The sequence below is a fragment of the Enterobacter sp. MGH 37 genome (assembly GCF_000534515.1).
GTDB lineage: Bacteria > Pseudomonadota > Gammaproteobacteria > Enterobacterales > Enterobacteriaceae > Enterobacter > Enterobacter kobei.
Genome location: NZ_KI973205.1, coordinates 2,581,337 through 2,595,091 on the forward strand (window position 1 = coordinate 2,581,337; position 13,755 = coordinate 2,595,091).

Annotated in this window: 12 protein-coding genes; 4 read left to right on the forward strand and 8 right to left on the reverse strand. The window is 59.8% G+C overall.

From position 1 onward, the window contains the following. Positions 1-4: 4 nt before the first annotated feature. The gene (locus L383_RS11590) at positions 5-2,245 is read right to left on the reverse strand and encodes an EAL domain-containing protein (RefSeq protein WP_023331059.1); all 2,241 of its coding nucleotides are present in this window, start codon (positions 2,243-2,245) and stop codon (positions 5-7) included. Between the two features lie 353 nt (positions 2,246-2,598). Between L383_RS11590 and L383_RS11585 the strand changes: the two genes are divergently transcribed. Beyond that, the gene (locus L383_RS11585) at positions 2,599-2,787 is read left to right on the forward strand and encodes a YfgG family protein (RefSeq protein WP_050582636.1); all 189 of its coding nucleotides are present in this window, start codon (positions 2,599-2,601) and stop codon (positions 2,785-2,787) included. Here L383_RS11585 and L383_RS11580 read toward each other — a convergent pair. After that, positions 2,784-3,674, reverse strand: coding sequence for a LysR family transcriptional regulator (locus L383_RS11580; protein ID WP_014884784.1), 891 nt, complete (start codon positions 3,672-3,674; stop codon positions 2,784-2,786). The genes L383_RS11585 and L383_RS11580 overlap by 4 nt on opposite strands. Before the next feature lie 95 nt (positions 3,675-3,769). Here L383_RS11580 and L383_RS11575 point away from each other — a divergent pair, with 95 nt between their 5' ends. The 3 genes from L383_RS11575 to L383_RS11565 are packed head-to-tail and all read left to right on the forward strand — an operon-like array spanning position 3,770 to position 6,271. Then, complete coding sequence (locus tag L383_RS11575; RefSeq protein ID WP_023331061.1) at positions 3,770-4,999, forward strand: MFS transporter; 1,230 nt, start codon at positions 3,770-3,772, stop codon at positions 4,997-4,999. A 49-nt stretch (positions 5,000-5,048) separates the two neighbouring features. Further along, positions 5,049-5,516, forward strand: a complete 468-nt coding sequence (locus tag L383_RS11570; RefSeq protein ID WP_014884786.1) for a DUF6130 family protein — start codon at positions 5,049-5,051, stop codon at positions 5,514-5,516. Positions 5,517-5,527: 11 nt separating this feature from the next. Beyond that, the gene (locus L383_RS11565) at positions 5,528-6,271 is read left to right on the forward strand and encodes an alpha/beta fold hydrolase (protein ID WP_023331062.1); all 744 of its coding nucleotides are present in this window, start codon (positions 5,528-5,530) and stop codon (positions 6,269-6,271) included. 49 nt (positions 6,272-6,320) lie between these two features. Here the strand turns inward: L383_RS11565 and iolB are convergent, their stop codons facing one another. From iolB to L383_RS11535, 6 genes are read right to left on the reverse strand one after another with little or no spacing between them, the layout of a single operon-like run. After that, complete coding sequence (gene iolB / locus L383_RS11560; RefSeq protein ID WP_023331063.1) at positions 6,321-7,145, reverse strand: 5-deoxy-glucuronate isomerase; 825 nt, start codon at positions 7,143-7,145, stop codon at positions 6,321-6,323. Positions 7,146-7,154: 9 nt separating this feature from the next. After that, positions 7,155-8,045 carry a myo-inosose-2 dehydratase gene (gene iolE, locus L383_RS11555; RefSeq protein ID WP_023331064.1) on the reverse strand — a complete coding sequence of 297 codons (891 nt, stop codon included), beginning with the start codon at positions 8,043-8,045 and terminating at the stop codon, positions 7,155-7,157. Between the two features lie 11 nt (positions 8,046-8,056). Then, on the reverse strand, positions 8,057-9,961 hold the full coding sequence (gene iolC, locus L383_RS11550; protein WP_023331065.1) for a bifunctional 5-dehydro-2-deoxygluconokinase/5-dehydro-2-deoxyphosphogluconate aldolase: 1,905 nt from the start codon (positions 9,959-9,961) through the stop codon (positions 8,057-8,059). Positions 9,962-9,973: 12 nt separating this feature from the next. Beyond that, a complete protein-coding gene (locus L383_RS11545) occupies positions 9,974-11,107 on the reverse strand; it encodes a Gfo/Idh/MocA family protein (RefSeq protein ID WP_014884791.1) in 1,134 nt (377 codons plus the stop codon). An 8-nt stretch (positions 11,108-11,115) separates the two neighbouring features. Then, the gene (locus L383_RS11540; protein WP_014884792.1) at positions 11,116-12,144 is read right to left on the reverse strand and encodes an ABC transporter permease; all 1,029 of its coding nucleotides are present in this window, start codon (positions 12,142-12,144) and stop codon (positions 11,116-11,118) included. A gap of 11 nt (positions 12,145-12,155) precedes the next feature. Further along, on the reverse strand, positions 12,156-13,703 hold the full coding sequence (locus L383_RS11535; protein WP_014884793.1) for a sugar ABC transporter ATP-binding protein: 1,548 nt from the start codon (positions 13,701-13,703) through the stop codon (positions 12,156-12,158). Positions 13,704-13,755: the final 52 nt, after the last annotated feature.

Below are 13,755 nucleotides of genomic sequence, written 5' to 3' on the forward strand. Positions count from 1 at the left end.
TGACTCAGGCGTCCGCGGTGGACGCCTCAGTTTCCGCCAGTGACTCAAGCGCAACCGGCTTGCCAATCAGATAACCCTGCACATAATCGATGCCTAGCGCGTGAACCGCGCTACGTATCTCTTCGGTCTCGACATACTCCGCCACCACCAGCATCTTCTTCATGCGTGCCAGATGGCAGATAGACGCCACAATCTGATAGTCCAGACTGTTGTTGACGATATTACGGATGAAGCTGCCGTCAATCTTGAGAATGTCGGCATCCACGCTTTTCAGCCGCGCATAGCTCGCATAACCGGTACCGAAATCATCAATCGCAATGCGTACCCCCATTTTCTGCAACTGCCTGAGGATGTGTAGCGCCTGTTCCGCGTTGCAGAAGGTGCTGCACTCCGTCACTTCAAAGATCAGCTGCCACGGCTCGATGGCATAGTGGGTCAGCAGACGACTCACCTCGAGCGGGAACTGCACCCGACACACCGTTGAAGGGGCCAGATTAATGGCAAAGCGCTGGCCGGGCAGTTTCTCGCGGTGCGCTGCAAGGAAGCGCAGCGTGTGGTCCAGTACCCACAAATCCACCCGCGAAGAGAGTCCAAACTCCTGAGCAACGGGCAGGAATTGTTCAGGCGAGATTAACAGCCCGTTTGCATCGGTCATGCGCAGCAGCACTTCGTGATAGCTGTCCCCCCGCAGGCCGCGCACGGGCTGAACCAGCAGCGTGAATTCGTTGTTATCCAGCGCACGCTGCAGGCGACTCATCACCGCGACTTTATCCTTCAGGCTACGCTGCAGGTGGACGGCACCACGTTGCTGAAGGTTTTCCGGGTGGTTAGAGGAGAGCGACAGGTCAGCCACTACCCCCAGCTCGCCCAGCACCAGATAGAGGTGGTTGACGGGCGAACGTACATAGCAGTAGCTCACGCCCACCTGCGGCTGCAACGGTATGCCATCCCAGATAAAGCGGAACTGTTTGATATGCTCGTCCAGAGTTTCAATCCGCTGCTGGTGCGATTCCGCGTTAAGGCGAATCGCCAGGTCACAGCCCGTGAGGTGATAAACCTTTTCGTTGGACTGGAGCCTGGCATTAATCCATTGCGCCAGCCGCTGTTTGTACTGAATGCGCAGCAACACGCCATAGTTACGCCCCAGAATCTCCAGCTCAGGGATACGCACTAAACAGAGCGCCGACCACGGGTTTTTCGCCAGATCGCGCGACAGCGCCCGGAGGTTAGGCATATGCACAACCGGGTCGAGTAACGCCAGCCTGCGGGCACGCTTGTTCACCGCGCGCTGCCGGGTCGCCAGCATCGACATGTAAATCACCACGAACGAAAAGACCAGGTAACTGGAAGAGGTTATCGCCAGCTGAATGTCGTATCCCTGGTTCATTGGGATATAGCGGTAAAAATAGTGGATAGACACCAGCAGTATCGGCGTCCAGATAAGCGAAATCAGCTTATAGCCAAAGCGCATCGCCCCCCAGAGCATCACCGGCATCAGCAACGACAGGGTATAGTTGGTGGTGAAAATGGAACTGTTTTCATTCATCGGGAGCAGCAGCAGCGAAATCAGCCCGCCGAGCGCAACAGCCCAAATCAGAAACTCAGCGGGCGTCACTTTTGCGTCTATCTGGCTACGGATCTGCGAGATGAGACAGTTGAGATAACGCGGATGGCGAATCAGGCGGATCAGCAGATAACATAGCGGCACGCCCGTCAGCCCGCTGACCAGCAGGGCCTGATAGTTAATCAGCGTGCGAATATTAAAAGGGTTCAGCCCCGCCAGGCTCTGACGACTCTCATATATGCCGAGATACACCGCAAACTGGAACAGCACCAGAAACAGCGTCGCAGGGCAGAAGGCCTGCCAGAACATACGCTGCGCCATCAGCCGCACGTCGCCATAGGCCGTCATATTTCGTCTGGGCGCAAAAACCCGATAGCCGCCCCAGCTGAGCACTAACGGGACGATAAAATGGAACACACCGGCGACGGTTTCGAACAGCCCGACCGACGGGTAATAGCGAATAAACAGCGCCAGTACAATACCGGGCAGAGCTTCCAGACCAAAAAACATCATCAGCGAAAGCAAAAAAGAGAGCGGTAAATAATAGAGCGCCGCAATGCCGTCGCCCAGCTGCGTGAACGTATTCGCCACGCTCAGCACGGGCAGTAACCCCACCGGCAAAATAAGCGGCAATGCCCACCAGCGGTTTTTATTGTTTTTAAGAAAAGCGAAAATGTTCATAGATGCCCGGTTAAACCCCTTTTACTCCAGAGGGAAAATAAAGACAGGCATCCAACCTGACCTGACGCCGCCCCGGTGATGTGCAGGGCGAACAGTGTGGAGGAGGGATTTTAAATACCAGAGCCGGGAATCCGTTGACTTAAATCAAACTATTTTATGCAAATAAGCCTTACATGCGTTTTTTTTGAAATAATTTTCCTCATATTATCAATATGGTAAATGCAACAATCAATTTCAATAACAATAATTAATGTAAACACTGACGGTTATTTACACATTGCGGAATTGACCCTGTCTTTCCGCTGTGCCTTAATATCCCCATCGCCCAAAAGGGCATGCCCAGGAAAAAGAGAGTGAGTCAGGCCACGCGTATGCGCAAACGACACCGTTTTAACACCCGAATGACCCGCATCATACTGCTCATCAGCTTTCTGTTTTTCTTTGGCCGCTTCGTTTACTCTTCCATTGGCGCCTGGTATCACCATCAGGACAAGATCCAGTTGCAGCAGTCCAGCCTGAACGTCGACGCCGCTGACCGCTAGCCCGCCGGATGGTTTTGCACCAGCCGAATAATTCCTGCTATCCCTTTGCTAAGGATCTTATCCTGCCGCATTACGATAGCCAGCTGTCGCTGCAGCATGGGCGTCAGCGACATCACGCACAGCCCTTCACGGTCAGCCTCATGCGCTACCGCCATTCCTGGAACGATACTGTAGCCCAGCCCCACGCGAACCATACGCTTAATCGCCTCAATGCTGCCAAGCTGCATCACCGGTGCGATCGTTAATCCGCTGGCAGCAAACCAGCCATCAATGAGCGTCCGGGTACTGCTGCCTGACTCAAAGGCGATCAGCGACTGAGCATGGAGCACCTCCGGGGTTAAGTGCCTGAAAGCGTCCTGCTGCGCCTGCGAAGCAATAAAGACAAACTCCTCGTCCATCACCGGCATGACGTCCAGCGCTTTGCCGCTGACCGGCAGCGTCACCAGCCCCATATCGAGACGGTTCTCTTCGATAGCCCGGACGATGTCGAGCGTGTTGCCCGTGGTTACGCCCACCCGCAGGAGCGGATAGTCGCGGCGCAGTTGCTCCAGTAACGGCGGCAAAAGATGGATACAGGCCGTCGCCCCCGTGCCAAGCGTAATGGTCCCGCTAACATCGTGTCTGAACGCACCCACGGACTGGAGGGTTTCATCCACCACCTGCTGAATGCGTTCCCCGTGGGCCAGCAGGGCCTCTCCGGCGGCCGTCGCCTTAATGCCTCGCCCGGTACGTTCCACCAGGCGCGTTTGCAAAAACTGCTCCAGCTGACGTACCTGCATGCTGACAGCGGGCTGGGAAATGCCCATCAGATCCGCCGCAGCGGAAAAACTGCCGCGCTGGATCACCAGCCGGAACGTCGCGAGATAGCCCAGATTAAGCGTCGTCATTCAAAGTTTCTCTTATACCGCGCATAAGGTTGCAGACCTGTTTGCACAATACCTCGCTCGCTATGCTGGGGACAACTGCATAACGGAATGAAACAATGGAAACTCCTGCCCTGCCTCGTCGACTCGCCCTCACTGCCGGATGTCATCAACTCATCAACTGGGGGATCTCGTTTTATATGCCCGGTACCTTCGCGCTGGCGATATCAGCCGATCGGGGGTGGTCATCACCACAGATTTACCTCGGCCTGACGCTGGCAATGCTGGTGATGGCGGCGGCCTCCCCTTTCGTCGCCCACCTGCTGGAACGCTTTGGCGGCCAGAGGGTGGTGATGAGTGGCACGTTGCTGATCGCCACAGGCTGCGCGGGTATGGCATATACCCAGACGTTATTTGGTTGGTATTGCGTCTGGCTGATCACCGGCATCGGGATGCGCCTGTCGCTGTACGATGCGCTGTTCGCCGCGCTGGTGAACCTCTACGGTCAGCAGGCGCGAAGAACAATCTCACGCGTCACGCTGGCGGGCGGGCTGGCATCCGCCGTCTTCTGGCCGCTGGGTGATGGCCTGCTCCACCTTATGAGCTGGCAAGAGGCGCTAAGGGTTTATGCCCTCTTTGGCCTGCTGAGCGCGGCGCTGATCCGCTCGCTTCCCCGGCAGCGGCTAACGGTGACGACAAAGGTCACCGCGCCACCTCTGCGCAACGAACGACGAAACGGCTGGCTTTATGCAGCCTTCATCGCCCTTTTCACCTTTGTCTCCAGCGGTACGTCTACCCATCTGCCGGAGTTTATCGCCAGCTTTGGCCTGCCGGTCACGATCGGCATCCTGTGGGGGATAGGCCAGACGGGGGCTCGCTCGCTGGAGGTGCTGGCGGGTGCCCGCTTAACTCCGTTCAAACTGACCCTTTTTACCACCCTTGCCATGCCGGTCTGCTTTCTGATTGGGCTAAGCAGCACCCGGTTTGCCTGGTGTGCCGCCGGGTTTGTGCTGGGTTTTGGTGCCATCAACGGGCTAATGACGATAGTCAAAGCGAACCTGCCGCTGGAGCTGTTTAGCGTGGAGAGCTATGCCCGCCGCACCGGTATGCTGCTTATTCCTGGCCAGCTCACAGCAGCGGCTTCACCGTTTGCCTGTGCATGGTTAAACAAAACGCTGGGGATCGCCGGAACAATGTGGGTATCAACGGGACTGACGCTGGTGATTGCCGGGCTGGCGATAGCGATTGTGCGCCGTCCCGGCAGGCAAACTGTAACGCACTGTATCCAGCGCACCACGCAGACAAACGGGTACAAAACACCGCCTCAGGCAAATATCACCGATACATAAAAATGGTTTTCTTTCCCTGTCGTCATTCATAACCGGAGGAGAGAGACCGATGATTCGTCGATATGTACTTTTACCCGTACTCGCCCTGGCATCTGTAGCGCATGTCCAGGCCACACCGCTGGGCAACCTCAGCGCCGCCGATGTTAATGGCCCAGCCGCCGTTGCGCCGTTGGCACAGCCGCAGCCGCCCGCAAAGCTGATAGTCGATCCACCGCTTGCCGGGCCGCTGAGCAAAGGCGCGGTGTTTATTCAGTACCGGGCCGAAAACCTGCGCATTGAACCTGTATTTGGGCCCGACGCGCTGAAAGTCACACCTCGCATCGGCCACATCCACGTCGTGGTAGATGACGCGCCGTGGCACTGGGCTGACGCCAGCGGAGAGCCGGTGATTCTGGTGGGTCTGCCCGCCGGTAAGCACAAGGTGACGATTATTCTGGCCGATCCGACGCATAAGCCCCTCGATCACAAAACCATCGAATTCACCGTGCCGCCCCACGCGGCGATCCACCATTTTTAAGGAGTCTGAAGATGAAAGCACTGTCTGTACTGACAGCAGGCCTGCTGGCGCTTTCGGCCAGCGCTTTTGCGGAGAATAAAACCAGCGTCGTGCTGGTACATGGCGCGTTTGCCGACGGCAGCAGCTGGAATAAGGTGATTACCCGGCTGCAAAAACACCATACCGAGGTCATCGCCGTTCAGCTCCCGCTTACGTCGCTAAAAGATGACGTTGCGGCCACCCAGCGCGCCATCGCCCGTGCTAAGGGGGACGTCGTGCTGGTCGGTCACTCCTGGGGTGGCACCGTGATTAGCGAAGCGGGCAACGATGCACGGGTTAAATCGCTGGTTTACGTGGCGGCGTTCGCGCCGGATTCCGGCCAGTCGACGGCAGAGCTGGCGAATACCTTCCCGGCCCCGCCCGGAAGTGCAGGCATCGCTAAAACGGCTGACGGCGACTTATACCTGCCGACCGAAGCCGTCAGGAAGGATTTCGCACCGGATGTGAAACCGGCTGAACAACTGACCATCGCCGCCACGCAGGGGCCAATTAAAGCCGATGCATTTGGCGAAAAGGTCACTCACGCCGCGTGGCACGATAAACCGAGCTGGTATGTAGTGAGTGAGAATGACCGGATGATTAACCCCGCGCTTGAGCGCGCGATGGCGAAGACGATCCACGCGAAAACCACCGGGGTCGCGGCGAGTCACGTGTCGATGGTGAGCCAGCCAGAGGCCATCGCCCGAACGATTGAGCAGGCGTTAGAAGCAAGGTAAGCGTTTCACAGGCCGGGTAAGCGCAGCGCCACCCGGCAAAAAACCCGCTTCAGTGCTTGCCTGTAGCGGGATAATCCTGATTAATCCACGCGTGGTCTTCTTCCCAGGTAAACATCCATTTGCGTACCGGGCCGGCCATCACGTTGAGGTAATAGCTGTCGTACCCGGCCATCGTCGCCACCGGGTGATATCCCTTCGGCACCATGACCACATCACGGTCGTAGACCGCCATGCACTCGTCCAGCGTTCTGTCGTCGGTGTAGACGCGCTGCATGCAGAACCCCTGCTCCGGGTTGAGGCGATGGTAGTAGGTCTCCTCCAGATAGGTTTCCTGCGGCGGATTATCCGTGTCGTGCTTGTGGCTCGGGTAGGAACTGGTACACCCTTCGTTGGTCCAGACCTCCACTACCAGCAGGCTGTCGGCAGATTTACCTTCCGGCAGAATGTTATGCACATAGCGCTGGTTGTGCCCCTTGCCGCGCGCCTCGCCGTCGATGTCCTGCGGCGCAATCAGCCGCGTCGGGTATGTGCCTTTGCCCGGCGCAGCGCAGACGGCCAGCTCCAGCGTCGTCAGCGCCGTCACCTGCACCGTCTCCTGCGGGGTGACGTACACCGCCCACGGCTTAATGCGCTCAAACGGGCTCATCCGCTCGCCAATATCGTTAAACTGCGCGGAGGGCGTGCTGATGGAGGCGCGTCCGGCGACCAGCACCAGGCAGCGCTCTTCGTTGATGGCGGGCAGCGTCAGCACCTGCCCCTCCTGCAATTCATATGCCTCAAAACCGACATATCCCCAACCCGCACTTTCCGGCGTAACGGACTGGGTGCGCCCCTCAGCATTCGGCTGTTGCCAGCGTGATAACAGACGTGACATGTCACCTCCTCAGATAAGCCCGGCGTCGTGCGCCAGGCGGCTCAGGTTGTTATACCCCAGACGGGCATAGGTCAGCGGATGGGCAATCGCCGGATCCTGCTCCGCCTCAACCACCAGCCAGCCGTGATAATCCTGCGCTTTCAGCAGCCGCATGATCGGCGGGTAATCGACGCATCCGTCACCCGGTACGGTAAATACGCCGCTTAACACCGCATCGAGGAAGCTGGTTTTGCGGTTTTTAACGTCCGCCAGCACGTCGGCACGCACGTCTTTGCAGTGAACGTGGTTGATGCGCGACGCCCAGCGCTGCGCCACCGCCAGCGGGTCGGCTCCGGCAAAGGTCAGATGGCCGGTATCCAGCAGTAACCCCACTTCCTCACCGGTGTGGGTCATCAGGTTGTCCACGTCGTCGGCGGACTCAATCACCGTGCCCATATGATGATGGTAGGCAATCTGCACCCCCTGCTGCTGCGTATAGCGGGCAAATTCGCTGAGCTTCTCCCCGTACTCCTTCCAGCGTTCCTGCGGGAAGCGCGGGCGCAGATGCACCGGGGTCTGCTGCTCGCCGTGAATACAGCCGCTCACTTCCGCAAAGACCAGCACCTTCGCCCCCAGCTCGCGCAGCAGCGTCAGGTGGGGCTGCACGGCGGCGATCTCCTCCTCCACGCTGCGCTCCAGCAGGCGGCCAGAGTACCAGCCGGAGACCAGCTGCAGGCCGTGGCGCTGTAAAATCGGGCCGAGCAGGCGCGCCTCGCGCGGGAATTTATTGCCCAGTTCGAAACCGGCAAAACCGGCCTCTTTGCCTTCGCTCAGGCAGGTCTCCAGCGACGTCTCCGCGCCGAGGGAAGGCAGATCGTCGTTCGTCCACGTCAGCGGGTTAATGCCCAGTTGTACACTCATTGTCGTCTCCATTATGCGTGTCCGCGCTCGCGCCACCAGGCGATAAGCTGCAGGTAGTTGTCCCGGATGCGCGCCACCAGCTGCGCATCGTCAATATCGTGTTTCAGCCACGCGCGGGAGGCGTCACCAAACAGCGTGCGCCCCACGGCGAAGCCTTTAACCAGCGTCTGCCCTGCGGCGGCTTTGAAGTCGGCACGCAGCTGCTCTGCCGGGGCATCCAGACCGAGGATCACCACCCCGCGGCAGTGCGGGTCCCGACGTTCGATAATCTCGTTCAGTGCCGTCCAGCCGCTGGCTGAGAGCGGCGGCAGTTTCCACCAGTCAGGGTAAATCCCCAGGTTGTAGAAACGGGAGATGGCGCGCAGGTAGAGCGCGTCGCTGCGCGGCATGCTGGCGGGCAATATCACCTCCAGCAGCAGTTCATGCCCGGACTGGCAGCAGGCGTGGTACACCTCGGCGATTTTCTGCTCCTGCTCAAGGCGCAGGCCGTGGGCATCTTCCGGATGGAAAAAGACCAGACATTTCACCACGTGCTCCTGCGGCCAGCTGATGAGCTGGGTGCCGATGTTACCGTGCTCCATCTCCAGCGGCCGGGAGCCCGGCAGCTCGATGGGACGACCAATCCACCACCCTTCCCCGGTGATGGCGTTTAGCGCATCCTGACCAAAGGTGCCGTCGCACAGCAGACCGGCTTTACCCTCCAGCCCGGCGCGGTTTGCCGCCTCGCGGCTGGCCTGGAGGATCAGCTGCTTCAGTGCCGGAATGCGCCCGATCGACGCGCCGCACTGCAGCGCCATCTCTTCCAGCTGGCTGCGATGGTCGAAAGCCATCACGCACAGCTCCGGCCATTCGCGACGGCGGGTCGTCACCCGGTGGAGATGGTTAAGACGCGGGTCAAGATCCGGGCGCGGAACACGTGCGGCGCGGGAAAGATAATCATCCAGCTCTGTTTTGCTCGGCATCGCCGGAGCGCAGCCGTGGCGGGAGACCACCAGCGCACCGCAGGCATTGGCATAGCGGCACGCCTGCTCCCAGCCTTCGTCGTTCAGGTAACCGCGCAGCAGGCCGGACATAAACGCGTCCCCTGCGCCGAGGACATTCAACACCTCGACGCGCACGCCGGTCACCGTCAGGCCGTCGTCCAGACGAGGCGGAATGGCATCGGTATAGACCGAACAGCCCAGCGCGCCGCGTTTGCAGACCAGCGTAGCCTGACTCACGCCACGCACCTGCGCCAGCGCCTGCAGGGTATCGGTGCTGCCGCCCGCAATGTGGAACTCCTCCTCGGTGCCGACAATCACGTCGAAGAGGTGCAGCACCTCCTGCAGCTCGCGGGTGACCTTATCGGCTGCGATAAAGCGCGTTTCCCCGTCGCCTAAGGAGGTCAGCCCCCACAGCACCGGACGGTAGTCGATATCCAGCACCGTGCGCACGCCGTGGCGGCGGGCATAGCCCAGCGCCGTCAGCACCGCCTCGCGGGTCTGGGGATGAGAAAGGTGAGTCCCGGTGATGGCAAGACACCGTGCGGAGGCAATGTAACTTTCGTCCACATCGCTGGCGGTAATCGCCATATCCGCGCAGTTATCGCGATAAAAAATCAGAGGAAAAGTGTCCCGGTCTTTAATGCCGAGGAGCACCAGCGCCGTGAGGCGTTCTTTGTCGGTAATCAGATGGCTGGTATCGCAGCCCACCTGGTTTAACTCTTCCCGCAGGAAGCGGCCCATATGTTCATCGCCGACGCGCGCCAGCATCGACGAGCGTAACCCCTGGCGCGCGGTGCCGTACGCCACGTTGCCGGACGACCCGCCAAGATATTTGGCGAAGCTCGACACATCTTCCAGACGGGCGCCAATTTGCTGACTGTAGAGGTCTACCGCCACGCGGCCCATGCATATCACATCAAACTGCTTTTCCACGTTGAACCCTCTTCAGACAATGTCGTTCACGTTCAGCCAGCGGCCTTCCAGGTGTGAGAGTGCTATCGCGTCCAGCACGCGAGACACCTTCCAGCCCTCTTCGAAGTCCGGCCACATCGGCGCGTCGGCGGCAATCCCGTCCACCAGGTCACGCACCTCCACCGTTTTTTGATCGTTAAAGCCAATCCCATGGCCTGCCCCCATGCAGAACGCACCGTAGTCCGGGTGAGCCGGGCCGACGAGCAGCGTGCGGAACCCCTGACGGTTCACCGGGTCGTCATGTAGATAGAGCTTCAGCTCGGCCATGCGCTCCTGAGTGAAACTGATGGCACCTTTCGTCCCGGTGATGACATACGACAGCCCCATCTTGCGGCCGCAGGCGACGCGGGAGGTTTCAATGACGCCCTGCGCCCCGCCCGCAAAACGCACCATCGCGTGGGCCTGATCCTCGTTTTCGACGGCAATCATCTCTGCCGAACCCGCCTTCGCCGGACGTGCCGGGACCACGATCTTCAGGTCGCCGCAGACCTGCTCGATATCTCCCACCAGGTACTGGGCCATATTGACGATATGCGCCGCGAGGTCGCCCAGCGCCCCCAGGCCTGCGGTCTCTTTGAAGCAGTGCCAGTGAATGGGCGAGAGCGGGTCGGCCATATAGTCTTCGTTGTGAGTGCCGTAGAAGTGGATCACCTCGCCAATCTCGCCGCGCGCGATAATCTCCTTCGCCAGCTGCGCGGTCGGGTTTTTCATGTAGTTGAACCCCACCAGCGTTTTCACCCCTGCCCGCTTTGCGGCGTCGACCATTTCACGCGCGTCATGGGCGTTGAGCGCCAGCGGCTTTTCGGAGTAGACGTGTTTGCCGTGACGGATCGCCTCCAGCGCCATCTCTTTATGCAGATGGTTGGGAGAGCAAATATCCACCACATCAATGGCCGGGTCGGCCACCAGCGCCCGCCAGTCCCCGGTGGAGCGGTTGAAGCCAAACGCCTGCGCCCGCGCTGCCGCCAGTTCCGGCGTAACTTCCGCCACCATCTCGCGCACCAGCCTGCCGCGCAGGTTGAACACCGTCGGGGCCTGGGCATAGGCGATGGCGTGCGCCTTGCCGATATACCCGGTGCCAATCAATCCAATACGAACCTCTTTCATCATGATCCTCACAGTGCGCCGCGACGGCTCTTGGCGTAGGTGTCAAACGCCACCGCCAGAACGATAATTAATCCGGTGATAATTTGCTGGTAGTAGGCTGAGACGTTCATCAGCACCAGGCCGTTAATCAGAATGCCCATGATGATGGAGCCGATAATGGTGCCGCCAATACGCCCGTAACCGCCCATCAGCGAGGTACCGCCGATCACCACCGAGGCGATGACGCGCAGCTCAAAGGAGATCCCGGCTACCGCCTCGGCGCTTCCCAGACGCGCGCTCAGAATGAAGCCCGCCAGCCCCGCCAGACAGCCAATCAGCACGTAGACGCTGACCAGCACGCGCTTGACGTTCACCCCCGCCAGGCGTGCCGCCTCCGGGTTTCCGCCAATGGCGTAGACGAAACGGCCCCAGCGGGTTTTATGCAGCGCCAGATACCCCCCCAGGGCGACGAGGGCGAATATCCAGATAGGAATGGAGATGCCGAGCAACTCCCCGCGCCCCCACCAGCGGTAACCCGGGTCGAAACCGGCAATCGGCGCGCCGTCGTTAATCACCAGCGTCAGGCCACGCCAGATGGTCATCCCGCCGAGGGTGACTATAAACGGCGGCAGGCGCAGGCGCGTGACGCCCAGACCATGCAGGAAGCCAATTGCCGTGCCCATCGCCAGACAAATCCCCAGCCCAATCAACCAGCTCATGCCTCCCCAGGCGTTCGGGTCGACGGTGGTGAAGTTGTCGCCCTTGATCACGTACGCCGCAGTCATGGCGCACACCGCCAGAATGGAGCCGACGGAGAGATCGATCCCGGCGGTCAGGATGACGAAAGTCATCCCCACGGCCATGATCCCGTAGATGGAGACTTCAGTTAATATGTTGAAAATATTGCGTTCAGAGAAAAAGTTGCTGTTCTGCGACTGGAAGAAGATCAGCAGCAGGATCATGAAAATCAGCACCCCGAATCGCTCGAAGAAGGCGATGGGATCGATGCGTCCGGCGCGTTTGACCGGGGCCTGCGTTTTAGAAATCATCTGCGTCATGAGAAACTCCGTTATGCCGCGTTCAGGGCGTTGTGGTTGATGGCCATCATCGTCATCAGCCGTTCTTCGTTAGCGTCGTCACCGTGGATCTCGCCGGTCACCCGCCCTTCACTGAGGGTGATGATCCGGTCAGATACCGCCATCACTTCAGGCAGATCGGAGGAGATCACGATCACCGCCACGCCCTTTTTCGCCATCTCAAACAGCACCTGGTGCACTTCCGATTTGGTGCCCACGTCGATACCGCGCGTCGGCTCATCGACAATCAGCACGCGGGGATTGAGCGCCATGCAGCGCGCGAGGATCACCTTTTGCTGGTTACCGCCGGAGAGCTTGCGCACCTCCTGCGCGCTGTTGACCATTTTGATCTGCAGCGCCTGGCGGTAGGACTCAATCAGGTCGTCCTCTTTGCGGGTATTCACGAACCAGCGCCACTGCAGCAGCGAGGAGAGGCAGGAGAGCGACAGATTGTCGCGAATCGACAGCCCCAGCACCGCCCCCTCTTTTTTACGGTCTTCCGGTACCAGCGCCACGCCCTGATCGAGGGCGTAGAGCGGGTCGCGCGGCTGGTACGGCACGCCGTCCAGCTCAAAGCTGCCGGAGGTAAAGGCATCTGCGCCGAACAGACAGCGCGCCACTTCGGTACGCCCCGCGCCCACCAGGCCAGCAATCCCTAACACTTCCCCGGCGTGGACGTGGAAGCTGATGTCGTGCAGGGCAATGCCGTGGGGATCGAGCGGCGGCTTCTCGCGGCTCAGCCCCTTCACCGCCAGGCGGACGGGTTTGTCTTCATGATGCGTTTCGCTGGCCGGACGACGATTAAAGGCCACGTCGCGCCCGACCATCAGGCGGATCAGCTGCTCAACGTTGGTTTCCGCCACCGCACCGGTACCGGTGAAACGGCCGTCCTGGAAAACGGTGAAGCGGTCGCAGAGCTGGAAAACTTCATGCAGACGGTGGGTAACGTAAATAATGCTCACCCCGCGGTTTTTCAGCTCACGCACCACGCGGTGCAGGCTTTCCACCTCGCTGTCGCTCAGCGCGGCAGAAGGTTCATCCATGATAATCAGCCTGGCGTTGAGGGTCAGCGCCCGGGCAATCTCCACCATCTGCTGCTGGGCGACGCTCAGGCGGGCCACCGGCGTGGTTGGCGCAACGTTCAGCTGCAGGTAATCGAGAATGACCTGCGCCTCCTGGTTAACCGCTTTTTCGTCGACGATCAGGTTACGTTTGCGCGGTTCGCGCCCGAGAAACATGTTTTCCGCGACGGTCATATTGGGCAGCAGGTTAAATTCCTGATAGATAGTGATAATGCCCTTGTTTTGCCGCTCAACGGGGGAATCATCCACCGGCAGCATTTCGCCGTTAAACCAGATATCCCCCCGGGTTTGCGGCTGCGCGCCCGCGAGCGCCTTCAGCAGCGTGGATTTTCCCGCTCCGTTTTCCCCCAGCAGGGCATGGATCTCCCCCGCGCCGACGGTCAGCTGAGCGCTGCTCAGCGCCCAGACGCCGGAAAAACTTTTGGCCAGGTCGGTCACTTTCAGTAAGGGTTGCGACATCGGTCTGCTCCTCCTTTAGAGTGCGCCGCCGCTCGCGCGGCGGCTGCGGATA